At 74.0% G+C, this 25,180-nt stretch carries 18 protein-coding genes; 4 read left to right on the top strand and 14 right to left on the bottom strand.

Features of this window, described 5'->3' with window-relative positions; all coding sequences use genetic code 11:
* Positions 1–9: 9 nt before the first annotated feature.
* The 4 genes from ACL02T_RS01175 (at position 10) to ACL02T_RS01160 (ending at position 3,410) form a co-directional block, all read left to right on the top strand.
* Positions 10–819: an N-acyl homoserine lactonase family protein gene (locus ACL02T_RS01175; protein WP_412828724.1), complete on the top strand. Its 810-nt coding sequence runs from the start codon at positions 10–12 to the stop codon at positions 817–819.
* A gap of 85 nt (positions 820–904) precedes the next feature.
* Positions 905–1,999 carry an amidohydrolase family protein gene (locus ACL02T_RS01170; protein ID WP_412828723.1) on the top strand — a complete coding sequence of 365 codons (1,095 nt, stop codon included), beginning with the start codon at positions 905–907 and terminating at the stop codon, positions 1,997–1,999.
* On the top strand, positions 1,981–3,048 hold the full coding sequence (locus ACL02T_RS01165) for an amidohydrolase family protein (RefSeq protein WP_412828722.1): 1,068 nt from the start codon (positions 1,981–1,983) through the stop codon (positions 3,046–3,048). The genes ACL02T_RS01170 and ACL02T_RS01165 overlap by 19 nt, the downstream gene beginning before the upstream one ends.
* Positions 3,045–3,410, top strand: a complete 366-nt coding sequence (locus ACL02T_RS01160; protein WP_412828721.1) for a Rieske (2Fe-2S) protein — start codon at positions 3,045–3,047, stop codon at positions 3,408–3,410. Before ACL02T_RS01165 ends, ACL02T_RS01160 begins: the two co-directional genes overlap by 4 nt.
* A 95-nt stretch (positions 3,411–3,505) precedes the next feature.
* Here ACL02T_RS01160 and ACL02T_RS01155 read toward each other — a convergent pair whose 3' ends face one another.
* The 14 genes from ACL02T_RS01155 to ACL02T_RS01090 all read right to left on the bottom strand — a co-directional run bounded on the left by ACL02T_RS01155 (position 3,506) and on the right by ACL02T_RS01090 (position 25,178).
* Entirely contained in the window at positions 3,506–4,966 is a 1,461-nt protein-coding gene (locus tag ACL02T_RS01155; protein ID WP_412828720.1) for an alkaline phosphatase PhoX, read from the bottom strand.
* Between the two features lie 219 nt (positions 4,967–5,185).
* The gene (locus tag ACL02T_RS01150; RefSeq protein WP_412828719.1) at positions 5,186–5,617 is read right to left on the bottom strand and encodes a PaaI family thioesterase; all 432 of its coding nucleotides are present in this window, start codon (positions 5,615–5,617) and stop codon (positions 5,186–5,188) included.
* On the bottom strand, positions 5,617–7,356 hold the full coding sequence (locus ACL02T_RS01145) for a fatty acyl-AMP ligase (protein WP_412828718.1): 1,740 nt from the start codon (positions 7,354–7,356) through the stop codon (positions 5,617–5,619). Before ACL02T_RS01145 ends, ACL02T_RS01150 begins: the two co-directional genes overlap by 1 nt.
* Positions 7,353–8,066 (bottom strand): thioesterase II family protein, encoded by a 714-nt coding sequence (locus ACL02T_RS01140; protein WP_412828717.1) that lies wholly within the window; start codon positions 8,064–8,066, stop codon positions 7,353–7,355. The genes ACL02T_RS01145 and ACL02T_RS01140 overlap by 4 nt, the downstream gene beginning before the upstream one ends.
* The gene (locus tag ACL02T_RS01135; protein ID WP_412828716.1) at positions 8,063–9,211 is read right to left on the bottom strand and encodes a cytochrome P450; all 1,149 of its coding nucleotides are present in this window, start codon (positions 9,209–9,211) and stop codon (positions 8,063–8,065) included. The genes ACL02T_RS01140 and ACL02T_RS01135 overlap by 4 nt, the downstream gene beginning before the upstream one ends.
* A complete protein-coding gene (locus ACL02T_RS01130; protein WP_412828715.1) occupies positions 9,208–10,023 on the bottom strand; it encodes a class I SAM-dependent methyltransferase in 816 nt (271 codons plus the stop codon). Before ACL02T_RS01130 ends, ACL02T_RS01135 begins: the two co-directional genes overlap by 4 nt.
* Positions 10,020–10,277 (bottom strand): acyl carrier protein, encoded by a 258-nt coding sequence (locus ACL02T_RS01125; RefSeq protein WP_412828714.1) that lies wholly within the window; start codon positions 10,275–10,277, stop codon positions 10,020–10,022. The genes ACL02T_RS01130 and ACL02T_RS01125 overlap by 4 nt, the downstream gene beginning before the upstream one ends.
* Before the next feature lies 1 nt (position 10,278).
* Positions 10,279–11,235: an acyl-CoA desaturase gene (locus ACL02T_RS01120; RefSeq protein ID WP_412828713.1), complete on the bottom strand. Its 957-nt coding sequence runs from the start codon at positions 11,233–11,235 to the stop codon at positions 10,279–10,281.
* Entirely contained in the window at positions 11,232–12,602 is a 1,371-nt protein-coding gene (locus ACL02T_RS01115) for an acetyl-CoA carboxylase biotin carboxylase subunit (protein WP_412828712.1), read from the bottom strand. Before ACL02T_RS01115 ends, ACL02T_RS01120 begins: the two co-directional genes overlap by 4 nt.
* Positions 12,603–12,606: 4 nt before the next feature.
* Positions 12,607–13,176 (bottom strand): acetyl-CoA carboxylase biotin carboxyl carrier protein, encoded by a 570-nt coding sequence (locus tag ACL02T_RS01110; protein ID WP_412828711.1) that lies wholly within the window; start codon positions 13,174–13,176, stop codon positions 12,607–12,609.
* The gene (gene accD / locus ACL02T_RS01105; protein WP_412828710.1) at positions 13,173–14,870 is read right to left on the bottom strand and encodes an acetyl-CoA carboxylase, carboxyltransferase subunit beta; all 1,698 of its coding nucleotides are present in this window, start codon (positions 14,868–14,870) and stop codon (positions 13,173–13,175) included. Before accD ends, ACL02T_RS01110 begins: the two co-directional genes overlap by 4 nt.
* The gene (locus ACL02T_RS01100; protein ID WP_412828709.1) at positions 14,867–16,465 is read right to left on the bottom strand and encodes a PfaD family polyunsaturated fatty acid/polyketide biosynthesis protein; all 1,599 of its coding nucleotides are present in this window, start codon (positions 16,463–16,465) and stop codon (positions 14,867–14,869) included. Before ACL02T_RS01100 ends, accD begins: the two co-directional genes overlap by 4 nt.
* On the bottom strand, positions 16,459–18,588 hold the full coding sequence (locus ACL02T_RS01095; RefSeq protein WP_412828708.1) for a beta-ketoacyl synthase: 2,130 nt from the start codon (positions 18,586–18,588) through the stop codon (positions 16,459–16,461). The genes ACL02T_RS01100 and ACL02T_RS01095 overlap by 7 nt, the downstream gene beginning before the upstream one ends.
* The gene (locus ACL02T_RS01090) at positions 18,585–25,178 is read right to left on the bottom strand and encodes a beta-ketoacyl synthase N-terminal-like domain-containing protein (RefSeq protein WP_412828707.1); all 6,594 of its coding nucleotides are present in this window, start codon (positions 25,176–25,178) and stop codon (positions 18,585–18,587) included. Before ACL02T_RS01090 ends, ACL02T_RS01095 begins: the two co-directional genes overlap by 4 nt.
* Positions 25,179–25,180 lie beyond the last annotated feature (2 nt).

Raw genomic sequence — 25,180 nt, 5'->3', positions numbered from 1 at the left:
GAGGAAGCGATGGGTGTCACGCTCCGCGGCGTCAACCTGGGCTACATGAGCCTCGACATGTCGCTCCTGGTCAACAAGTCCGAACACGTCGGGACGCCCTACCACTGCCCGGCGATCGCCTACATCATCGACACCCCGCAGGGCCGGATCCTCTGGGAGACCGGTCTGTCCGCCCGGTGCCCGGACGAGTGGCTCCCGGAGTGGCAGCAGATCGTGGACCTCGGGGCCGTCACCCCGGAGGTGTGCCTCGAGATGCGGCTCTCCCAGCTGGGCCTCGGGCCGGACGACTTCCGTTACGTCGTCCAGGGCCACCTGCACACCGACCACGCGGGCGGCCTGCGGTTGTTCGAGGACGCCGGTGTCGAGATCCTCGTGCACGAGGACGAGTACACCCACGTCATGGGCCTGGACGAGGACAAGGACTTCTTCGCCCGCGTGGACTGGGCCTTCCTCGGCGACAAGAAACCCACGCTCATCTCCGGCCGCTCGATGGAGATCGCCGACGGCGTACGCCTGCACCACCTGCCCGGCCACACACCGGGACAGATGGCCCTGCAGCTGCAGCTCGAAAGCACCGGCACGGTCCTGCTCACCTCGGACGCCCTCTACCATCACGAGAACTACGTCGATCCCACCGGCGAGCCACAGATCTACTGGGACCTCGACAAGTGGCGCACCTCTCTGGAGTCGCTCGGGCAGGTCGCCAGGGAGAACGACGCCTGGCTGTTCCCCGGGCACGACGAGACCGGCATCCAGCACTTCGACGGACGCAAGGAGCTGACGGCGATCCGGTTCGACGAGGGCTACACGTACGCCTAGAGCCGGTCGTCGGTCGGTTCGGCAGAGGGCGGCACCGCGGATCGGAGGTGGTGCCGCCCGGGCCGATGAAGGGAAGTGCCCGACGGTGGGAACGAGGTTCGCGACGACCGGCGTCGTCGACTGCGACGTGCACAACGCCGTCCCCCGGCTCTCGGCCCTGTTCCCGTTCCTGCGGGACAGCTGGGTCGACTACTGCCAGGAGACGGGTGTCGAGGGCTTCGACCCGGCGTTCTACCCGCCGGGTGCCCCGCTGTCGGCGCGGCCGGAGAGCCGCGTCGGGGACGGACCGCCCGGTTCGGACCCGGCCGTCGTGCGCACGCACGTCCTCGACGCAGCGGGCGCGCGGTACGCCGTCCTGAACTGCCTCTACGCCGTGCAGGCGCTGCACAATCCCGACTGGGCGGCGAGCATGGCCCGCGCCCTCAATGACTGGCAGGCGGCGACCTGGCTGGCCGCCGACACCCGCTTCCGCGCCTCGATCGTGGTCTCGACGCGCGACCCGCACGCAGCCGCGCAGGAGATCGAACGGCTGGTGGGACGGGGATTTGTGCAGGTCCTGCTGCCGGCGTCGGCCGCGGCACCGCTCGGACAGCGGTCCTACTGGCCGATCTACGCAGCGGCCGAGGCGGCAGGCGTACCGGTGGCGGTACATCCGGGCGTGGGCGGCGCGAACCCACTCTCTCCCGTCGGGTGGCCCTCGTACTACGTCGAGGACTACGCCTGCGCGGCGCTCGCGCTGCAGTCCCAGCTCACCAGCATGGTGGCCGAAGGCGTGTTCGCCGCGTACCCGGGGCTGCAGGTGGTGCTCCTCGAGAGCGGGGTCACCTGGCTGCCCTCGTTGATGTGGCGTTTCGACAAGAACTGGAAGGCCCTGCGCCGCGAGGTCCCCTGGGTCGACCGGCCGCCCTCACACCTCATCCGCGAACACGTGCTGCTGAGCACCACCCCGTTCGACGCACCACCCGCCCTCGACCGCGCGTGGGTCGACCGGTTCCTCACCCAGCTCGGGTCGGTCCGGATGCTCCTGCACGCCGGCGACTACCCGCACTGGCACCACGGAGACGCGCCCACCGCGCTGCTCGAGCAGCTCTCGCCCCCCGAGCGGGAGCTCGTGCTGTACGGCAACGCGGCCCGGCTCTACCAGCTGCCCGAGGAGACCGGATGCACACCGGAACCTTGATCGACTGCGACGTGCACAACGCGGTCTCGGCGGACGCCGAGCTGCAGCCCTACCTGTCGGCGCGCTGGCGACGGCACATGGAGCTGGTCGGCTCCCGGACCTTCTCGCCGTTCACGAAGGGCTACGCCTATCCCAAGGCGGCCCGGTTCGCCAGCAGGCGCGACGCGTGGCCCCCGACCGGCGGCCTGCCCGGCTCGGACCTCGACTTCATGAAGGAGCAGCTGCTGGACGCCTACCCCGTGGAGCAGGCGGTGCTCAACTGCCTCTACCGCGCCCCGGAGCAGCGTCACGACGCCTACGGGGCCGCGCTCGCCGCAGCGGTGAACGACTGGCAGGTCGACCAGTGGCTCGAGCGCGACGACCGGCTGCGCGCCTCCGTCACGGTGCCGTTCGAGTCCCCCGACCTGGCCGCCGCGGAGATCGACCGCGCCTCGACGTACCCCGGGTTCGTGCAGGTACTGCTCTATCCGCGGACCACGGCCCCGCTGGGCAGGCGCCAGTACTGGCCGATCTACGAGGCGGCCTGCCGAGCAGAGCTCCCGATCGGCATCCACGCCGCCTCGACCACCCCGGGGCCCACCACCGCCACCGGCTGGCCGTCGTACTACATCGAGGACCACACCGGGCTCGCCGTCGCCTTCCAGGCCCAGGTGATCAGCCTGATCTTCAACGGCGTGTTCGACCGGTTCCCCGAGCTCCGCGTCGTGCTGCTGGAAGGGGGCTTCGCCTGGGTACCCGCCCTCGCGCACCGGCTCGACGCGCTGCACGCCCGGCTCGGCGAGGAGGTGCCCGATCTGCGGTACCCGCCGTCGCACTACCTGCACTCACACATCCGGATCACCACACAGCCCATGGAGGAACCCGAGCGGCCCGGTGACCTCGTGCCGCTGCTCCGCGAGGTCGGCGCGGACCAGCTGATGTTCTCGACCGACTATCCACACTGGGACTTCGACAACCCGCACCGGGCCTTCCGCACCCGCGTGCCCGCGGACCTGCACCGGCAGATCATGCACGACAACGCCTGCGCGACCTACCGGCTGGCTGCATGACCGGCTCGAGAGGGAACGTCGTCGTGGCGGCCGTCGACGAGATCCCACCCGGCGGCCGCAAGATCGTCCACATCGACGGACGTTCCATCGGCGTCTTCAATCTGGGCGACGGCTACGTCGCCCTCCGCAACACCTGCCCGCACGAGGGCGCGCCGCTGTGCGAGGGCGTGTTGTCCGGAGCGCTGACCTCGCCGAGGCCCGGCGTGTACCACTACGAGCGGCGCGGCGAGATCCTGCGCTGTCCGTGGCACCAGTGGGAGTTCGACCTCCGCACCGGTCGCTCGTGGGTGGACCCGCAGGGGCTCCGGGTCCGCAGCTACCCCGTCACCAGCGACGGCGAGCACGTCGTCCTTCACCTGTGACGCCCTCGCGACCCCTGCTCACCCCACGCCTCGCCGGGCATGCCTTTCGCCCGACGCGCGGCGCGAGGTGGCAGGAGTATCGGATGCGCGGGCGCTCAGGCCCCGTTCGACGGCCGCCGCCACGGACCGGTGATGGCGAAGACGTGTCCCGGCGACTGGATGCCGGCGAACAGCTGCTTCCCGTCCGCGCTGAAGGTCGGGCCGGCGAACTCGTTGCCGTTGAGGTCGTTGCGGGCCAGGGCGTACGACTTGCCCTGGTCGGTGACACCCACCAGGTGCTGCACGCCCTCGCCGTCCTCGGCGAGGATCACCCCGCCGTAGGGGGAGACCGTGATGTTGTCCGGACCGTCGAAGTTCGTCCCGTCCTGATCCGGCGTCGTGTTCACGGTGAAGATCGTCTTCAGCGTGATCCGCTCCTTGCCGGGCTCGTAGAACCAGATCTGCCCGTCGTGCTCGTTGACGCTGCCGTCCGACGAGCGCGCGAAGCTGGCGACGATGTAGGCGCCGCCATCGGCCCACCAGGCGCCCTCGAACTTGCGGCTCCGCGTGATCGCGTCGTCGGCGAACTGCTTGCGCGTCGAGGTCGTCGCAGCGAGCCGATCGGGCACGTCCACCCAGTCCACCGTGTACTGGGTACCCGGTGTGGTCGCCTCCGACAGGTCCTCGATGTGTGTGCCGCCGCGGCTGCAGCGCATCGCCTGCAGGCTCCCGGCGTTCTCGGCGAGGCCCTTCAGCTTCCACTTCCCGCCCGTGAACCCCTTCGGCGGGGTCCAGCGGTAGAGCAGGCCGTGCGGGTCGTTGGCGTCCTCGGTCAGGTAGATGGCCAGGGTCTTCGGGTCGACCGCGACGGCCTCGTGGGCGAAACGCCCGAGGAAGGTGAGCGGGACCGGGCTGTTGCCGACGTTCTCCTGTCCCACCGGGCTGACCTCGAAGACGAACCCGTGGTCCTTGGCCAGGACCCCGGAGCCGACGGCTTTGCCGGCCTTGTCCTCGGTTTCCTCGCAGGTCAGCCAGGTCCCCCAGGGGGTGACGCCCCCCGCGCAGTTGTTGTGGGTCCCAGCGACGGAGACGTACTCGGCGAGCCGGTCACCCGTGGCGCTCACCTCGATGTTGGTGGTCCCGCCTCCAGCGGCCTCGTCGTAGGTGAGACCCGCCCGGTGAGGGACGCGGAAGGGTTCGTCGCCACCGATCTCATGGTTGTTCACCAGGACGGTCCGGTCCTTCACGGTGAACGCCGCGGTGCCGTCGGTGTCGCTCGGCGTGGGCTCGCCGCCGTCGGTCAGACGGGTGACACCCGCCTCCGCGACGATCGTGTAGGAGAAGCCCTCGGGCAGCGACAGCAACGTGCGCGGGTCGGCTACCAGCGGTCCGTACCCGGACGCGGCGCGGGTCGGCGCGCCGAACGCCGGACGGCCCGCGATCGCGTCGATGCTGCCGAACAGGGCGATGCCGAGACCGACGGCCGCGGAGTTGCGCAGCATGGCTCGTCGGTTCAGCCCGCCCTCGGTGCGAGGAGCATCCGCGGAGGCGTGGTGGGGAGCGTCAGAGGTGGTCATGAACCCTCTTTCGGGCGACAACGGGTAGGGGAAGACAACGGGACCGAGACGACGGGATCGGGTTCGGTCGATGAACGCCGCCCGAGGCCGACGTGAACGCCTGCAGCGGACTCCGCACGGACGCCGCACACGCCGCTGCCTTCCGGACTCACCGCTCACGACTCCGTGCAGCGCCCCGACGCTCCCACCGGCCGACCTTCGACGGGGCGGACCCGGGAATCAGCCGATCTCCAGGTTTCGCATCGTGACCAGGGCAGTGGCGCAGAGCGTCTCCACGCCCCCGTCCAGGGCGAACACGTCCGTCGCGCCGACCGAGGTGGCGCGGCCCGCCTTCACCACACGACCGCGGGCGAGAATCGTGTCGCCCTTCGCCGGTGCGAGCAGCTTGACGGTGTAGTCGGAGGTCATCGACGCCCACCCGAGCGGAAGCATCGTGCCCGCAGCCGAACCGCCCGCGAAGTCGGCGAGTGCCCCCAGCACGGTGCCCGCGACGTAGCCGTCGTGCTGGGTGTGCTCGGGGCGCACGGCCAGGACCAGCTCGGCCGAACCCGGCGTGAGCGCGCCGAACGTGAACCCGAGGTGTGCCGCAGCGGGCATCGTGAGGACGGCTCGTCGCACGGCCTCGGCGAAGTCGGGGTTGGGGGCGTCCATCAGTCTCCTTCCACGTCGATCCGGGTGGGTCCACCCTCCTCGACGGCGGTGTCCACCGGGCGGGCGGGAGGCGACCAGCGGTCGAAGCCGCCGGCGGCGTGGATCGCCGCGGCAGCGGCTCGGCGAACCTTCCCGCTGCTGGTCCTCGGCACCCGTCCCGGCAGCGTGACGACGAGATCGGCGAGCGCCAGCCCGTGCTCCTGCGCCAGCGCCGCGCGAACCGCCCCGGCCACCTCGCGGGGATCACCGGAGCGCCGATGCTCGCGACGGACCTCCTGCACCACGACCAGTCGTTCCCCGTCCGGGCCGGGAACGGCGAAGGCGGCGCCCGAGCCGGGCTGCAACGCCGGGTGCGCGGTGGCGACGGTGTGTTCGACGTCGTGCGGATGGTGGTTGCGCCCACGGATGATCGCGACGTCGGTGAGCCGCCCGACGACGTACAGCTCGCCGTCCACCAGAGCACCGAGGTCCCCGGTGCGCAGGTACTCCCCCGTCTCGTCCTCGATCCGGGCGCGGAAGGTCTTCGCGGTCGCGGTGGGACGACGCCAGTACCCCTGTGCCACCGCGGGTCCGGACACCCAGACCTCCCCGACGGCGGCGGGCGGGCACGGGCGGCGCGTCTGCGGGTCGACGATCCGCACGGTCTCCCCCGTCAGCACCTCCCCCGAACCCGCGAGCTCGCGCACCCGGGCCGAGGCGCCGGCGACCCGGCCCTCCTCCAGGGCGGTCGCGTCGGCGAGCAGCAGCCGGGGTCCACGGAGCCGGCCGGTACCGGTGACGATCAGGGTCGCCTCGGCGAGGCCGTAGCAGGGGTGCATCGCAGCGGGATCGAACCCGTGCGGGCCGAAGGCCTCGGCGAACGCCCGAACGGTGTCCGGCCGCACGGGCTCCGCCCCGTTGAACGCGACCTTCCAACAGCTCAGGTCCAGGGTCGGGACGGGGCCGCGGGCGGCGGCGGCCACGCAGGCGTCGAAGGCGAAGTTCGGGCCGCCACTGGTGTGCGCGCGGTACCGGGAGACCGCCTCCGGCCAGAGCAGGGGCCTGCGGACGAACGCCATGGGCGACATCACGATCGCCTGTGCGCCCACCCACAGCGGCTGGAGCAGGTTGCCGATCAGCCCCTGGTCGTGGAAGAACGGGGCCCAGCCGACGACCGTCGAGCCCTCGTCGTGCCCGAACGCCCGCGCGATCATGTCCTCGTTCGCGGCGAGGTTGCCGTGGGAGACCATGACGCCCTTCGGGGCCGAGGTCGAGCCAGAGGTGTACTGCAGGAACGCGAGGTCGCCCGGCCGCCGGGCGACGGGGGCGCCCGCGGCCGGGCCGACCTCGTCCACCGCCAGCCACGCGGGGACCTGCGGCAGCGTCTCCTGCAGCGCGTCGAGGGAGGACCTCAGCGTGAGGACGGCCGCGGGCGCCGAGTCCGCGACCACCGCTGCGGTGGCCTCCTGCACCCGGTTGCGCCGCGGCGGGTTCATCGGCACCGCCACCACCCCGGCGTACAGGCAACCCAGGAACGCGATCACGAACTCGGGGCACTGCGGGAAGGCGAGCAGCGCTCGCTCGCCGGGCCCGCAGGGCAACGCCGCAGCGACCCCGGCCGCCCGCTCGTGCAGCTCGGCGTAGGTCAGCACGCGCGCCTCCGCGCCGCGCTCGTCGAGGAACACGTACGCGGTGCGGCGCGGGGTCTCCGCGGCCCGGCGCGCCACCATCTCGGGCAGGGTCGCACCCGGCGTGATCATTGCAGCAGCGCTCCCGTCATCAGCGCCGCGAGCTCCGTGCGGCGAGGCTGGTGGAAGAGGTGTTCGCCGTCGAACAGGTGCAGCGTGAACGCACCGGTCGTGACCTCCGACCAGGCCTGCACCTCGTCGACGGCCACGATCGGGTCGTCCCGGCCGTGGAACGCCGTGACCGGGCAGGGCAGCCGGGGCTCCGGCGTGCCCGTGTACTCCTCGGACAGGGTGAGGTCCGCACGGGTGAGCCCGAGGGCGTACCGCAGGAAGCGGGGCGGCCCGATGATCGCGCTGCCCAGCGCCTCGGCGAACTCCGCGTCGGGCAGCCGGTGGACGCCGTCGTGCCGCGCCGGGCACTGCGGCGCACGGCGCCCGGAGACGAACAGGTGCGCGGGCGCGCGCCCGGCTGCGTTCAGGGCCCTGGCCAGCTCGAACGCGATGACGGCGCCCATGCTGTGGCCGTAGAACGCCACCTCGGGCAGCGCCGCGATCTCGGGCAGCAGCAGGGCGACGGCGTCCTCGACCCGCTCGAGCGGCTCCTCGGTCGCACGGTCCTCGCGCCCGGGCAGCTGGGCCCGGACCAACCCGATCGGGGACGTGAACAGGCGCGGCCACCGGGCGAAGGACGACGCGCCCGCCCCGGCGTGCGGCACGCAGACCAGCGCGATCCCGTCCTCGGGCGGGACGTCGCGCAGCCGCCGTGACATCGTGGCGCTCATTGCGCACCGACCGCGACCGAGACCGGCAGCGCCTGCGGACTGCGCACGATGAGGCTCTCGGTCTGCCACCGCACCTCCCCGGCGAGGCGCAGGTCCGGGCCACGCACGAGGGCGTCGAGCACCGCCCGGGCCTGTAGCTCGGCCAGCGCCCCGCCGAGGCACCCGTGCATGCCGAACCCGAAGCCCAGGTGCGTACCGGACCCCCGGGACGGGTCGAAGGTGTCCGGGTCCGCGAAGACCGCCGGGTCCCGGTTGGCGGCGGCCAGACAGAGCAGCACCTGGTCTCCCGCGGCGATCCGGGCGCCGCCGACCTCGACGTCCCGGGTGGCGATGCGCGTGGTCATCTGGAGCGGACTCTCGTGCCGCAGCGTCTCACGGACCGCCGCAGGCACCTGCTCGGCCGCGAGGACCGGCCCGCGCAGCACCGCCAGTGCGGCGTTGCCGATCAAGGCGGCGGTGGTCTCGGTCCCCGCGACGAAGCACATGACCCCCAGCAGCGCGGTCTCCTCCTCGGTGAGCCGGTCTCCCCCGGCGGTCCGGGCGCCGGCGAGCTCCCGCAGCAGGCCGGGCGCCCGCACCTCGCGTAGCGCGGCGGCGAAGGTCGCGACGACCCGGGCGACCCGCTCCAGGTCGTCCACCCGCACCATGCCCGGCTCCAGCAGGAATCGGATCTCGTGCGTCCAGCCCGCCACCTGCCCGTGCAGCTCCGCGGGTAGACCGAGCCACGTGCACAACACCTCGACGGGCAGTGGCGCGGCGACCTCTGCCATGAGGTCGTGCCCCAGCCCGCCCACCCGCCGCTGCGCGAGCTCGCGCACCAGCGGCTCCAGCTCTGCCACGGCGGCCCGGGTGAACACCCGGTTCACCAGCCCGCGTAGCCGGGCATGCGCGGGATTGTCCGTGAACACCAGGGACGCCCGGCCGAGCCGCAGGATCAGGTCCGTGTCGACCGCGCCGCCGTGCCGTGCCACCAGGGCGGGGATCAGCTCGGCGCTGAAGGTCCGGTCCCGCAGCACGGCCAGGACGTCCGCGTGCCGGGTCAGCACCCACATGCCGAGGGTGCGGATCGGGGGTTCCGCCCGCAGCGCCGCGTACTGCGGGTACGGGTCCTGCCGGAACGCAGGCGCGAACGGGTTGAACCTCATGCGCCCCACCGCGAGCCGTAGGGCCGCAACGTGACCCGGTACAGCGCGAGCTTGCCCATGCGGAACCCGAGCGAGGACAGGGTGAGGTAGCGCTCGTACCGCGCCACGACCTCGGGACCGACCAGCTCGCGTGCCTCGGGCCGGGCGGCCTTGAGCCGTCGCGCCCACTCGGCGCAGGTCCAGGCGTAGTCGAGCCTGCCGTTGGACAGTGCGGTCACCTCGAGGACCCCCTCGGCCGCCGCGGTGATCTCGGTGAGGGTGGGGAGCTCGGCGTCCGGGAAGATCTCCTGCTGCATGAACCGACTCGCCTCGCCCGGGTCCATGTTCGCGTAGGCGATGGTCTGCAGGGAGAGTGCGCCGCCTGCGAGCCAGTCCCGGCAGCGGGTGAAGAAGTCCCGGTAGACGCCGACCTTGTCGTCCCCGGGCGCGGCGAAGTGTTCGAACGCGCCGATGGACACGATGCCGTCGTAGGGGGCCGCGGGCGTGTGGTCCCGCCAGTCCTCCACCCGCACCTCGACGTCCGGGAGGCCCCGGGCCGCGACGTGGGCCGCCTGCTCGTCGGACAGCGTGAGCCCGACGGCGGGCACCCCGGCCCGCTCGAGGATCCCGCCCCATCCACACCCGACGTCGAGCAGGCGGGTCCGGGCGCCCGCCGCGGCGAGGTGGTGGCGCAGCTTCCGCTCCTGTGCCTCCTCCAGCGTGTCCGCCCCGTGCCGCCACGCGCAGGAGTAGCTCAGCGTGGGATCGAGCCAGAGCCGGTAGAAGTCGTTGCCGACGTCGTAGTGGTGGCGGATGGACTCGACGGACGTCATCGCAGCCGCTCGTGCAGGTACGTCGCGACGGCCGTGATCGTCGGGTTCTCGAACAGCGCCTCCGGGGCGATGTCGACGGCGTACCGCTCCTCCACCTCCACCAGCAGCGACACCGCGAGGGCGGAGTCGACGCCGAGCCGGTCGAAGTCCACGTCCGGGTCGACCTCCGCCTCCGGGACATCGAGCAGGTTCGCCAGGTAGCCGCGGCACCAGGCGACGATGGACGGGACGTCGGTCGAGACGGCGGTTCCCATGTCAGGCTCCTGCAGGTCGGACGCGCCGGGACTCCCGGCGCTCGTCGGACGGGGTCTTCAGGTCCCAGGCGAGACCGGTCGCCTCCAGGACCTTGATCAACCAGAACCCGGGGTCGAGCCGGTACCAGTCGAGGCCGAACGACGGCGACTCCGGGAAGGCGTGGTGGTTGTTGTGCCAGGACTCGCCGAGGGTGAGCAGGGCGAAGATCCCGCCGTTGCGGCTGTTCTCGCGGGACTCGTAGGGCCGGGTGCCGAACATGTGCAGGAAGGAGTTGATCGCCCAGACGATGTGCTCCAGCACGAAGATCCGCACGAACCCGCCCCAGAGCAGCCCGGACACCGCACCCTGCCAGGACAGGTCCACGAGGCCGCCGACGAGCGCGGGCACGGCGAGCCCGAGCGCGACCCACCAGTAGTAGCCCCTCGCGACCCTGACCAGGGCCCGGTTCCTGATCAGATCGGGGGCGTAGTGGACGACGTTGGGGTACTCGTGGCGGCGCATCCACAGGAAGTGCGAGTGGGCGAGCCCGCGCAGCGCGCCGGCGAGCCCGCCACCGGAGAGGTTGGGCGAGTGCGGGTCGCCCTCGCGGTCGGAGAACTCGTGGTGGCGGCGGTGCAGGGCCACCCAGGAGATCACCGCGCCCTGGCCCGCCATGGAGCCGAGGACGGCCAGCACGGCCTGCACCGCGGGCGTCGCCCTGAAGGTGCGGTGGGTGAACAGCCGGTGATAGCCGACCGTCACTCCCAGCCCGGTGAGCAGCCAGAACCCGAGGAGCAGCCCGAGCTCGGTCCAGCCGAGGGGATGCACCCCCAGGAACGCCACGGCCGCGAGGGTGCCGAGGAGCGGGGCGATGTCGAAGAGCAGGAAGTGCCTGCGCTGCAGCTTGTGGAGGTAGGGACTGGAGATCGTCTTCCGGCGGGGTTCGGGTCGCTCGGCGAGATCGGTCGCGGCGGTCATGCGGTCACGCCTCCCAGCGTGGCTCGATCTTTCATGCGGGCCAGCAGGCCGGTGTCGTGCCGCCCCGCGCGGAAGTCCGGTTCGGCGAGCACGCCGCGCAGGAACGGTGCGGTGGTGGCGATCCGCTCGCCCTCGACCTGGGTCTCGGCCAGCGCCCGGTCCATCCGGCGCAGCGCGGCGTCCCGGTCGGCCCCCCAGGTGATCACCTTGGCCAGGAGCGAGTCGTACTCCGGCGGGATCCGACGGCCCGCCGCCACGTGCGTGTCCACCCGCACGAACGGCCCGCCGGGCAGCTCCACGGACTCCAGCAGCCCCGGGGTCGGGGCGAAGTCCTTCGCGGGGTCCTCGGCGTTGATCCGACACTCCACGGCCACCCCGTCGAACCGGACGTCGGACTGGCCGAACCGCAGCGGCTCCCCCATCGCGACGCGCAGCTGCTCGGCCACCAGGTCGATCCCGGTGACCATCTCCGTCACCGGGTGCTCGACCTGCAGCCGGCAGTTGACCTCCATGAAGAAGTGCGCGCCGTCGGCGTCGACGAGCATCTCGACGGTGCCGGCGCCGACGTAGCCGACCGACAGCACGGCCCGGACGGCCTCCTCACCGATGGCGTGCTGGACGTCGAGCGGGAGCCCCGGGGCCGGGGTCTCCTCGACGAGCTTCTGGTGGCGGCGCTGCACCGAGCAGTCCCGCGCGCCGAGGTGCACGCCGTGGCCGTGGGCGTCGCAGAGCACCTGGATCTCCACGTGCCGCGCGGAGTCCAGGTAGCGCTCCACGTAGACCCGACCGTCGCCGAACACCGCGGCCGCACCCGCCCGGGTGCGGCGGTGGACGTCGACGAAGGCCTCGGGCTCCCGGACGACGGCCATCCCGCGGCCGCCACCGCCCGCGACCGCCTTGATGATCACCGGGTAGCCGATCGAGTCGGCGAGGGCCCGGGCGGCGGCCGGGTCGTCGATGGCGTCCGTGCTGCCGGGGAGCAGCGGGAGCCCCGCCGCGACCATGGCGGCACGGGCGGAGGCCTTGTCCCCCAGGCGCTCCATGACCGCCGGCGGCGGCCCGACGAACGTGATCCCCTCGGCCGCGCAGACCTCGGCGAAGTCGGGGTTCTCGGACAGGAAGCCGTAGCCGGGGTGGACGGCGTCGGCGCCGGTCATCCGGGCCGCCTCGATCACCGCCGGGATGTGGTTGTAGCTGCGCCGAGCGGGGCCGGGCCCGATCCGGACGGCCTCGTCCGCCTCGCGGACCACGGCCGAGCCCTCGTCCGCCGTCGAGTACACCGCGACCGTGCGCAGGCCCATCTCCCGGCAGGTGCGCAGCACCCGCAAGGCGATCTCGCCGCGGTTGGCGATCAGCACGGTGTGCATGCCGCTACTCCGCCGAACCGCTCTGGGCCGCCAGCGCGAACAGCGGGGCGCCGAACTCCACGGCGGTCGCGTCCGCGCAGAGCACCTCGACGACCCGGCCGCCGCGCTCCGCCTCGACCGGGATCATCAGCTTCATCGCCTCGACGATCCCCACCTGCTGCCCGGGGGTGACCAGGTCGCCGGTGTCGACGAACGGGGCCGCGCCCGGCTCCGGGGCGCGGTAGAACACGCCGACGGTCGGGGCGGTCAGGGTGTGCTGCGCGGTCACCACGGCGGCACCGCCGCTCACGGCGCCTCCGACCGCGCCGGTGGGCGCCGGTGCGGCGGAGGCGGGCACCGCAGCGACGACGGGGGCGGGCACGCCTCCCCCGATCGGGACGGGCCGGGCGCTCGGGGTGTGGTCCGCGGCTCCGACCGCCACCAGGTCCCACTCCAGGGTCACGCCCGCGGCACCCAGCTTGATCCTGGCGGGCGGGTGGGCATCCGCGGCCATGGCGGACGCGGTGCGGTGCAGGGTCGCGAGGACCGTCTCGAGCTCGGACCGTACCGACGATCCGCTCGTGAACTCGCTCATGCCGTCTCTCCGATGTGGGGGGCGCCGTAACGGCGGAACCGCTCGTGGCGGCGGGCGAGGCGGGTCGCGCGGTCCATGCGCGAGAGCGGCAGCAGGCTGCCGACCAGCGCGGACCCGAGGTTCTCCGCGGCGGCCAGGTGATCGCCGTGTTCGGCCTCCGGCACCACGCCGTCGACCACGCCGAGGTCCAGCAGTGAGCGGGCGTCGACCCGCAGGGCCTCGGCCGCGCGCGGCGCGGCGCCCGCGTCCTTCCACAGGATGGAGGCGCAGCCCTCCGGGGTGATCACCGAGTAGACGGCGTCCCCGCACATCAGGACCTCGTCCGCGACGGCGAGGGCGAGGGCGCCGCCGCTGCCGCCCTCGCCCGTCACCACCGCGACCACCGGCACGGGCAGGCCGGACAGCAACCGCAGGTTCTCGGCGATGGCCACGGCCTGGCCCTGCTCCTCCGCCGCGACACCGGGGAAGGCGCCGGAGGTGTCGACCAGGCTGACCACCGGCAGGCCCAGCTTCCCGGCGAGCCGCATCGCGCGCGCGGCCTTGCGGTACCCGGCCGGAGTGGGCATGCCGTAGTTGCGCTTGGGCAGCTCCGCGGGGGTGCGGCCCTTCTGCGTGCCGACGAGCACCACCGGCATCCCGTCGAGCCGGCCGAGACCGGTGATCATCGCGGAGCAGTCGGCGGCCATCCGGTCGCCGTGCAGTTCGGTGAAGTCCTCGAGCAGCAGGTTCGCGTAGTCCAGCGTGGTGGGGCGGCCGAACCGGCGGGCGGCGCGCACGGCCTCCCACGGGTGCCGCTCGGGGAGCTGCGCCGCGTCCCGGACCAGGACCGACGCCGGTTCGTCGGTCACCTCGGCCGCGCCGCCGCCGACGGCGAGCAGCTTCGCCAGCGCGCCGCGCAGCTCGGCGCGGGGCGCGATGAGGTCGATGATGCCGTGCTCGAGGAGGTACTCGGCGGTCTGGAAGCCCGCGGGCAGCGTCTCGCCGATGGTCTGGGCGATGACCCGCGGGCCCGCGAAGCCGAGCCGGGCACCGGGCTCGGCCACGATCACGTCGCACAGGGTGGCGAAGCTGGCCGCGACGCCGCCGTAGGTCGGGTCGGTGATCAGCGAGATCGTGAGCACCCCGGCCTCGTCGAGCCTGCGCAGCGCCTGGCTCGTCTTGGCCATCTGCATCAGGGCGAGGATGCCCTCCTGCATCCGCGCCCCGCCCGAGGCGCTGACCAGCAGCAACGGTGTCCGCTCGGCCTCCGCGACCTCGCAGGCCCGGGTGATCGCCTCGCCGACGGCCGCACCGAGCGACCCGCCGAGGAACCGGAAGTCCATGGCGGCGACGACGACCGGGTGCCCGGCGATGCGGCCGCGCGCGCAGAGCACGGCCTCGTCGAGTCCGGTGCGGCGACGAGCGTCGCGCAGCCGGTCGGGGTAGGGCTGGGAGTCGACGAAGGCGAGGATGTCGCTGACGTCGGCGTCCGGGACGTCGACGGAGAGGGCCTCGGCAGAGCCCACGTCGAGCAGCTGGACCAGCCGCTCGGGCGCGGTCAGCGGGCTGTGGTGGCCGCACTCGGGGCAGACAGCGGCGGCGCGCTGCAGCCGATTGGCGTAGACCATGGCGTCGCAGGAGCGGCACAGCACCCAGTCGACGCTGCGCGGGGTCTCGGGGCGGGGGATCGGCGGGGCGGGCAGGGTCTCGGTCACGGCAGGATCTCCGGTCGGTGAGCGGCGCACCCGGCGGGCAGGGTGACGCCCGCGAGGCGCAGGGTGGTGACGCGGCTGTGGAAGGCCGCGCCCCGCATGAGGTTCTCGGCGATCCCGCTCACGGTGCGGGCGCCGACGGGTTCGAGCGGGGTGCCGGCGAGCCAGGTGTTGGCTGCGCCCATCGCGGCGCCGCACCAGATCTGGTAGTCGGCGGCGCGGTCGGCGACCCCGGCCGCCGCCCAGTTCGACGACAGCCCGAGGTACCAGCGGAACACCAGCGCCATCCGGCGCTTGGGGTTCTCGGCGGCACGGGCGATCTGGTCCGGGTCGCGACGGGTGAAGTAGTCGACGGTGTCCGCCCACACGTCCTCGAGCGGGCGGCGGAACACGGTGCGTTCGAGGGACTCCCGCTCGGCGGCGGGCAGGTCGTCGAGACCGTCGTGGCGGCGGTAGAGGTCGTGGAGCCGCCGGGCGCGGGAGGGGAACATCGTGCCGCGGCGCAGGACCTGCACGTCGACGCCGAGCTCGAACATGTCGCTCGACGGCGCCATCTCGCAGTCCGTCACCCCGGCCTGCCCGAGCAGCTCCTTGGCGATCGCGGACTGCCCGGACTCGACACACGCCTGGTTGACCGAGCCGGTCACGACGTAGTCGGCGCCCTGGGCGAAGGCCGCGGCGGCGGCCTCCGGGGTGCCGATCCCGCCCGCCGCGCCGATCCGCACGCGCGGGTTCAGGCGGTCGCGGAGCCGGAGCAGCTCGCCGAGCAGGACGGGCAGCGGGCGGCGGTCGGTGTGGCCGCCGGAGTCCGCCTCGGCGGTGATGTCGTCCGCCATCGGGACCCCCCGGGCGAGGGTGGCCTGCTCGGCGGTGATCCGCCCCTCCTCCACCAGCCGGCGCAGGATCGGCTCGGGCGCCGGTGCGAGGAACAGCTCGGCGATCTCGGTCCGCGACACCTTCGCCACGACATGGTGCCCGATCCGGGTGGACCCGTCGGCGGCGCGGGACAGCCCGAGCGCCCGGTAGCGGACGACCTCGGGCGTCAGCTCGAGGAACGCGGACGCCTCGACCGCCGTCACGCCGTGCCTCACACAGAGGTCGACGGTGGACCGCTCCATGGCGAGCTCGCTGGGGCTGTGGATCAGATTGCAGGCGAACGGCTTGCCCGGCGCGCCCCGGGTGATCGCGGTGAGTCCGGCGTCGACCTTCTCGGAGACGAGTCCTGCCGCGCCGAAACTCGCCAGGACGCCCGTCCGGGCCAGCGCCGTGACCATCTCCGCAGACGCGATGCCGTGCGCCATGGCGCCGGCGTGGTAGGCCAGCCGGACGCCGTGGGTGCGGCGGAACGCGGGGGCGCCCAGCCGGGCCGGGGGTAGCGGCCCCGCGGACGCGAGCACCTGCACGCCGGGGCGGCGCGCCCCGGCCGCCTCGTTCGTCGCACCGACGCCGCGCTCGTCCCGGACCACGTACACCGGCCGGTCGAGGTCGGCGAGGACGCGGTAGAGGTCGTCCGCGGTCCGGGCGAGCAGCTCGCCGCGGGACAAGGCCGTCAGGTCGGGCCCGGTGAGGCCCGCCGTCGTGATCTCGGTGGTCACCATGCCGGCGCTCCCTTCTCACGCGCCTCGGCGGCGACGTCGGTCAGCTCGTAGATGCGCAGGCCCGGCTTCCAGACCGAGGCGTCGGCGACGACGCGCACCCGACCCGGCCGCCGCTCGATCCGCGTGACGTGCACCTCGAGGGTCATCTCCCCGTCCTTCGCGAGGATCTGGCCCCGGTAGCGCCAGGCCAGCTCGACGCCGGCGGGGACGACGAACTCCGGCTCGGCCAGCTCGCCCACCGCACCCGTGTCCACCAACCACTCCTGCAGTGCCTGGATCACCGCCTCGACGCCGAGCGAGCCGGGCATGACCGGGTCGAGGTGGAAGTGCCGGGCGAAGAACCAGTCGCCCTCGTGGACGGTCCGCCGGGCTCGGACGTAGCCCTGCCCGTGCACGCCGCCCCCGTCGACGACCTCCAGGTCGCGCACCAGGTCCAGCTCGCCGGAGGCGCCGGTCCGCCCACCCGGGACGGTCCGCGCCGGCGAGGGATGCTGCTCCAGCCAGGTCGGGACGAACGTGCCGTTGTCCAGACCGGTCTGGTTGGCCAGGGCGGTGGCGTTGAAGAAGCCGAACAGCGAGCGGCCGGAGTAGAACGGGCCGACCTGCGAGCGGTCCTCGCCGTCGAGCCACAGCTCGTAGGAGAAGCCCTGCAGCACCGCACCCGAGAGCACCGTCGTCGACAGGAGCTCGGAGCGCTGGACGATCGTGCGCCCGCGCAGGTCGACCTCGCGGTGCAGGGTTGCGCTGCCGTCGAGGTTGCGCAGGCTGTAGTTCTCCTCGGGGTCGGTGAGCGTGGCGCCGAGGTGGTAGCCGAGCAGCAGCGCCGACTGCAGCGACGTCTCCATGAGGATCACGTTCGGCACGCTCGGGCCGGGCGCGGCGCCGTAGTACCAGGCGTCGGCGGCGGAGTCGTACTCCGTCTCGCCGACGCCGCGGGTCAGATCGCCGCGCCTGCCGTCGACCTCCATGACCCGACCGACCAGGCGGAGCCCTCCCGCGGGCGGCCGGGTCGCGCGGACCCGCTCGTACCGCGCGAACTCGGGCCCCAGCGCCATCTGCAGATCGCCCACGGACGCAGTCGCCAGCGCCAGCTCGTCGACGACGGCGAGGGCGCCGGTCACGCCACGCCGGACCGGCAGGGCGGGCGGGTTGCCACCGCGGCGGGTGCCGAGCGGGGTGCCCGGCTCCTCGCGGACGGTGACGGTGAGCCCACGGACCAGGCCGCCCGGGCACAGCTCGACGTCGACCCGCACCCAGGGCCGCGGCAGCAGGTCGGCCGCGGTGACCTCGGCGCGCACCACCACCTCCGTCTCGATCTCCGGCTCGATCTCCGGCTCGATCTCCGGGGCCTGTGAGGCTCCCGTGGCCTCGGGCAGGACCTCGCCGCCCTCGACCGCGAACCGGGCCGCGGGAACCACGGTCGGCAGTCCCAGCCAGCCCGCGATCACCTGCGCGACCTGCGCGGCCAGGCCGCGCAGCTCGGCGGCGTCGGCGGGCGGGGCGGCGACACCGCGAAGGACCGCGACGCCGACGGGACCGCCCGGCCGCAGCTCGGTGACGGCCCGCAGCGGACCACCGTCGAGGCTCGGGCCGGGCTCGCCGCGCTCATGGCGCGGGCCGAACACGGCGGCCAGATCACCGCGCCGCAGCTGCTCGAGGGCGGCGGCGTCGAGGGTGGTGACGAGGGCCGGGGCGAGGGGCTCCAGCCCGCCCTCCGGCCGGAAGCGCGCGGGGTTCAGAGCGAGGCGGGGCGGGGCGGCGGTGAGGGCCGCCTGACCGACGGCGGCAGCCGGGGCCCGGGTGATGCCGGCCTGGACCGGGGCGGCCGCCGGCACGGGGCGACCGCCGCGGAGCGCGGCCAGCGCCGCCTCCTGCCACGCGGCCTGGACCTCGATGGCGGAGCGGTGCGCAGCCACGAGCTCGGCCCGCAGCTCCCCGACCAGGCGGGCGGCGAGGGCCTCGGCGGAGTCGCTCGGGACCCCCGCCATCTGCGCACGGTTCGCGTCTCGGACGGGAGCCACTCGCTCCTCGACCGTCCCGATCCCCGGCTGCGGACCGGGGACGCCGGCGAGGGCGTCGAAGGGCTCGCCCTCGAAGGTGATCTCCTCGAACCCGGTGCTCATCGGGAACCCTCCTCGTTCCGGGCCCGGACCGCTTCGGCGAACTTGGCGGCCATGTCCGGGGTGCTCACGGCGCCGACGTCCCGCCAGCGCTGCAGGATCCGGCCCTCGGGGTCGGTGACCGTGGCGTTCACGGTGACCCCGCCGCTCGTCGGGCGGAGGCCGTCGGCAGTCACCCGGAACGGTGTGCCCGCCGGGATCGGGGCGTAGAGGTCGACCGCACCGACCGACAGCGGCAGGCAGCCGGCTTGCAGGTGCCAGACCCCGAGGACCGACGCGACCTGCAGCACGACGTCGCCGAGGACCGGGCTGTGCAGCTCGGCGGCCCAGCCGCCCCCGGCGAGCGGGGTGTCGTCGAGCTCGCACTCCGCGACCAACCGGGTCGGCTCCTTCGCGCCACCGCTGGTCGAACCCGCGAGCTCCTTCTCCACCACCCGACGCAGACCCTGCAGCAGCGGGCCGTGGAAGAGGTCGGCGTCCCGGTAGACCTGCAGACCGTCGTCGCCGGTCGTGGGCTCCCACGGCTCTGCGGTCGGCGCGACCGTCGGGCCGGGGGCGAGCAGCAGGGTGGCACCGAAGTGGGGCTGGGACGGAGCGTGCGGAGTCGACCCTCCGTGCTGGGTGCCGCCGCTGGTGATGCGAGCGTGCAGCGTGGGAGTGCCGCCCTCGACCGTCCCGCCGTCGAGCGTCAGCTCCAGCTCGCCGGGCTCGCTGCCGTCGAGCACGATCCCGCGATGTACCCCGACGTCCCGCAGCCCGACGACCCGCAGGTCGCGGTGGATCCGTTCGGCCGTGCGCGCCATCCAGCCGATCGCGGCGGACAGCGGGAGCACCGGGTGCGCGCCGATCCGGTGGTCGGCGACGACGGCGTCCCGGGTCAGCCGGTGGGTCTCGCGGCGGACCGTGACCGCCCGGACGGGCTCCGGCGCCACCGGGGCGAGCGCGCCGCCGGGCGCCACCAGCACCGATCGGGCGCCGTTGCCGATCTCCTCGACGAAGGCCGCGGCAGCGGTGGTCGGGTCGAGCAGTGCGACCCCGCGGGCCGCGAACAGCTCCTTGAGCTCCGGCGTGACCATCCCGCCGTCCCAGGCGCCCCAGTGGATCGCGGTGCCTCGCTGCCCCTTCTGGCTGAGCGTGGCGGCCGCGCGGTCGAGGGCCTCGTTGGCCGCGGCGTAGTCCGCCTGGCCCGGGTTGCCGAGGACACCGGCGACCGAGCCGAACACGACGACCCGGGGCGAGGTCTCGACCGCGTCGAGGACCGCGCGGAGCCCGCCGAGCTTCGGCCCGATCACCCGGCCGACGGCCTCGGCGGTCTTGTCCGGCAGGGCGGCGTCGGCCAGTGCGCCGGCGCCGTGGACGAGGGTGGTGACCCGGCGGGCGTCGTCGCCGAGGGCGGCGCGGACACCGGCGGCGTCGGCGACGTCGGCGCTGAGGTACCGCACCCGGGCACCGGCCGCGCGGACCGCGTCCAGGGTGGAGCGGATCTCGCGCCGCGCCCGCAGGGCGGCGACCTCGCGCTCCACCTCCTTGGGCCCGAAGCCACCGGTCCCGTTGCGGAGGTTCGTGATCAGGGCGGTCTTGAGGCCGTCGTCGGCGACACCCGCGGCCCACGCGGGCTCGGGCTCGTCGACACCGGTCGTGCGGCCCAGCAGCAGGAACTCCGCCGGGACGCGCCCTGCCGCCGAGAGGGACCGGGCCAGGGCGATCACACAGGTGGCGGTCACGCCGCGGCCGCCGCCGGTGACGAGCACGACGTCGTCCGCGGTGAGGCCGGGCTCCCCGGGCGTGACACCGGCGGGGCCGTGGTCGGTGCGGACCGGGGTCCAGCGGGCGCGGTCGGCGTCGACGCCGACCTCGGCGACCAGGTCCGGGTCGTGCAGCTCGGCGAGGACGACGTCCGCGAGCGCGGTGTCGTCGAGCCCCGGCGCGACGTCGAGGGCGCGGGCGAACACGGTGGGCGCCTCGCGGGCGAGGGTCTTGGCCAGCCCGGTCAGGCCGCCCTGCAGGGCGAGCCCGAGCTCGGCGGTGCCGCGGTGGCCGAGCCCGCCGTCGACGCGGGTGACGGTGAGGAAGGCCGCGCGGGAGCTCTCGGCGGTGCACCGCAGGGCCTGCACGGTCGCGCCCGCGGTCAGCACCGCGTCGGTGAGCAGCTGCTCGGCCGGGACGTGCGGGCCCGCCAGCACGAGCACCGCGTCCAGGCTCTCCGGCCGCTCGCCCCCGGTCACGACGGTCCAGCCGCGACCGCACAGGCCGTCGACCAACGCCGCGGGCGCGGAGGTGTCGCACTCGACGATCCACGCCACCGGCTGCTCCGCGAAGGGTGCGGCGAGCCGGTCGATCGGCGGGAGCGGCGCGAGGTCGATCGTGAAGCGGTGCGGTCGGGTGTCGGTGCTGGTCTCGGGGGCCTGCTCGGGCTCGGCGACGGCCCCGGGCTCCGCTGCCGGGGCACCGGCGAGCACTCCCACGATGTCGTCGACCGAGCGTAGCTCCGCGAGCTGCTCGGGGCCGACCGCGGTGACCCCGGGGACACGCTCGACGACGGCACCCAGGATCTGCACCCGCTTGATCGAGTCGATCCCCAGGTCCGTCTCCAGGTCCATGCCCGGCTCGATCATGTCGACCGGGTAGCCGGTCTTCTCCGAGACGACCTCCAGCAGCGCGCTGCGCACGGCGTCGGGGTCCACCCCGGAGGACGGCGCCGGGGCGCCCGTCGCTGCGGTGAAGGCGCCCGACGCCGCGGCGGGGGCGTCGGCGAGTACGCCGACGATGTCGTCGACCGACCGCAGCTCCGCGAGCTGCTCCGGCCCCACCTGCGGCAGCCCCGGGACCCGCTCGGCGACCGCACCCAGGATCTGCACCCGCTTGATCGAGTCGATCCCGAGATCGGTCTCCAGGTCCATCCCCGGCTCGACCATCTCCACCGGGTAACCGGTCTTCTCGGAGACCACGGTCAGCAGCGCGGCGCGCACGGCCGCGGCGTCCGGTCCGGTGCTCGGCGCCTCACCGGCGGGCGCGGGTGCGATGGTGGTGCTGGTGGCGGTCTCACCCGGCGATGGGGCAACCGGCCCGGGGCTGGGGGCAGCGGCCGGGCTCGGGTCGATCGGGGTCGCGGTCGGGGTACTGAACAGATCCGTCGCCGTCCCGGCGCCGGCCAGGGCGGACGGGTCGGCGACGGCACCGGATCCGTTCCCGTTCACCCCCGCCGTCAGCCCTGTCGGACGGTTCTGGGCAGGCACCAGGTCCGCTGCCGGGGCGTCGCGGAGCCCGAGGGCCGAGCCGCCCGTGCCCCCCGCCAGCCCCGTCATGCGGGAGAGCACCTCGTTGGCGTGGGTGTGGCCGCGGCTGATCGCGAGTGCGGAGTCGGCGACCGCGCGGACGCCGGCCTGCACCTGCGGGTCGACCTCGGATCCCTGGGCGCGCAGCACGTCGACCAGGCCCTGCGTGATTCTGAGCTGGCTGTCGAGGTAGCGCGCATGCAGGTCGACGTGCTCGGCGAGCGGGTCGCCTGCGAGCGGGGTCTCGGACGCGGTCGGCGCTCCGACGGGCGGGAGGGGTGCGGGCGCGCCGGACAGGGCGACCGCCGCGGCGGCGGTGGTCCCGGCGCTCGGCACGGGGGCGCCGGTGGGGAGCGCCGCACCCGGCGCGGGGGTCGCAGGGGGCTCGTCGGTGGGCGGAAGGGTGGACCCCGTGACCGGTGCGGCCGGGGCGGCAGGCAGCGTGACCGTGTAGCCGGCCGTCAGCGCCTCCCGGTAGGCGGCGGTGCGGGACTCGGGCCGGTAGGTCATGCCGGTGAGCGTCACCGTCATGCCCTTCGGCTCGACCTCGGCGAACGGCTCCGCGGCGTAGCGGTTGAGCCCGCTCAGCGGTGCGCCGAGCACCACGAGCTGCACGGCGGCGCCGAGCAGGGCGACGGCGGAGTCCCCCGATGGACCCGCGTCCGTGGCGATCGCGACCGCCCGCTCCCCCAGCGTCCGCTCGACCAGGCCGGTCAGCACCCGCTTCGGACCGAACTCGACGAACACCGTCGTCCCGGCGGAGGCCAGCCGCTCCAGCCCGGCGACGAACTCGACCGGCTTGCGCAGCTGCTCGGCGAGCACCGCGCGGTTCGCCTCGACCTCGGCGCCGTACTCGGCGCCCGGCGAGTTGGCGACCAGCAGGCCCGAAGGCGCCCCGATCTCCACCCTCGCGACGGCGGCGCGGAAGGCCTCGACCGCATGGTCCACGTGGGAGGTGTGGAAGGCCGCGGCGACCGGCAGCTCCGTGGCCGACACTCCGCGCGCCGAGAACTCGGCGACCGCGGCGGCGACGGCCGCCGCCGACCCCCCGATCACCACCTGCGACGGCGCGTTGTGGTTGCACACCACGACCCCGTCGATCCCGGCGAGGACCTCCTCGACGACCTCGCGCGCCGTCGAGACGGCCGCCATGGTCCCCGGGTCGTAGCCCCCGACAGCGGGCGGCGCCATCGCACGGCCGCGGGCCCGGGACAGGGTGTGGAAGTCGGTGTCGGACAGCGACCCCGCGGCCCAGAGGGCGGCGAGCTCGCCGTAGCTGTGCCCGAGGAAGCCCTCCGGCGCCAACCCGAAGGAGCGCAGCACCTCGTACTGGCCCGCGGCCAGCGCCCCGATCGCGGGCTGGGCGTACTCGGTGCGGCGCAGCGCCTCCTCGCGCGCGGCCTCCGCGCCGGCCTCGAACGTCGGCGGCGGGAAGACGGCGGCGGCGAGGGTGTCCGAGCCGGCGTCGCCGAAGCCGGCGTTGGCGGCGTCGAACGCGGCCCCGACCGGTGGGAGGTCGATCGCGGCCTGCCGCCCCATCTCGACGTACTGGCTACCCTGCCCCGCGAACAGCGCCGCCACCCGGAGCTCGGGCAGCGCTGCGGCGCGGAAGTGGATGCCCTTCGGGTGCGAGAAGCTCTCCTCGGTCGACCCGCGCAGCAGGGACGCGGCGAGCGCGCGCAACGAGGCGGCCTCCTCATCGGTCCGGGACGCGAACCCGATGCGGGCGTGCCCGGCCGGGATCTCGCCGTCGGACGGCGGCCCGTCCAGTGCCGCGACGAGGGAGGCGCGGTCGGCCGCGTGCCACACGTGCGCCCGCGGACCGCGGTGGGCGGTCGGCGGCCGGTCGGGGCCGGCCTCCTCCAGCACGACGTGGAAGTTGGTGCCGCCGAAGCCCATCGCGGACGCGGCCGCCCGGCGAACCGGCCGCCGTGGGTCGCGGATCCACGGGCGGGTCACGGTGTTCGGGTAGAGCGCGTGGCCTTCGAACGCCTTGTTCGGCTCGGCGATGTTGATCGTGGGCGGCAGCACCTTGTGCCGCAGCGACAACGCCAGCTTGATGAGCGAGGCGGTGCCCGCCGCGCCCTTGGTGTGCCCGATCTGGGACTTCACGCTGCCGATCGCGGCGTACCCGCGCTCGGCCCCACCGCTCTCCTCGAGCCCGCTCTCCTCGAGGGCCTCGCCGAGGACGGCGCCGAGCGCGGTGAGCTCGGTCCGGTCGCCCACCGCGGTGCCGGTCGCGTGGCCCTCGAACAGCTCGACCGACGCCGGCGAGAACCCGGCGTCGGTGTACGCGCGCCGCAGCGCCAGCTCCTGGCCGGACGCCCGCGGTGCGTAGATGCTGCCGAAGCGCCCGTCGGAGGAGGAGCCGATGCCCTGGACGACCGCGTAGACCCGGTCACCGTCGCGCTCGGCGTCGGCCAGCCGCTTGAGCGCCAGCAGCCCGATGCCCTCGCCGACCAGTGTGCCGTCCGCGGTGTCGTCGAACGGCTTGATCCGGCCGCTCTTCGACAGTGCCTGGGTGCGCGAGAAGCACATGTAGCCGAAGACCGTGTTCTCGGTGTCGCAGCCGCCGGTGATCATCAGGTCGGCGCGGCCCTCGGCCAGCTCGGCCGCGGCCATGCGCAGCGCGGACAGGGAGCTCGCGCACGCGGCGTCGACCGCGCAGTTCATCCCGCCGAGGTCGAAGCGGTTCGCGATCCGACCCGCGGTCACGTTGCCGAGCAGGCCGGGGAAGGTGTTCTCCTCCCACGGCGGGAAGGCCATCAGGTACTTCTGCGCGATGGCCTCGGCGTCGGCATCGGACAGCCCGCAGCTGCGCACGACCTCCTTGAGCACCGGGGTCTCCAGTCGCGCCGCCATGGGGTGGGTCAGCGGCATCGGGCCGGTCACGCCCAGCGTCACCCCCGTGCGGGAGGGGTCGTACCAGGCGGCGTTCCCGGTGTCGGTGACCGCGCCGGCGTCCCGCAGCAGGTCGCGTGCGACGACCAGGCTGAGCAGCTGGACGGTGGTGGTCACCTCGAGCTGGTTCGGCGGCAACCCGAACTCGCCCGGCGAGAACCGGGTCTCGGGCACGAACCCGCCGCGGGTGCAGTAGGTGGTGTCCGGGTGCGAGGGTTCGGTCGAGGGCGTGGGGTCGAAGTAGTCCTCGGGGCGCCAGTGCGTCTTCGGGACCTCGGAGGTGCAGTCGACCGCGTCGAGGATGTTCTGCCAGTAGTCGCGGTAGTTCCGGGCCATCGGGAACAGGCCCGCCATACCGATGATCGCGATGGGTTCGTCCGCCGTGCGGCGGCCGACCCGGGCCGGGGAATCGGACACGC

This window comes from Pseudonocardia oceanicola, assembly GCF_047200735.1.
Taxonomy (GTDB): domain Bacteria; phylum Actinomycetota; class Actinomycetes; order Mycobacteriales; family Pseudonocardiaceae; genus Pseudonocardia.
This window is presented reverse-complemented; position numbering and strand designations above follow the sequence as displayed.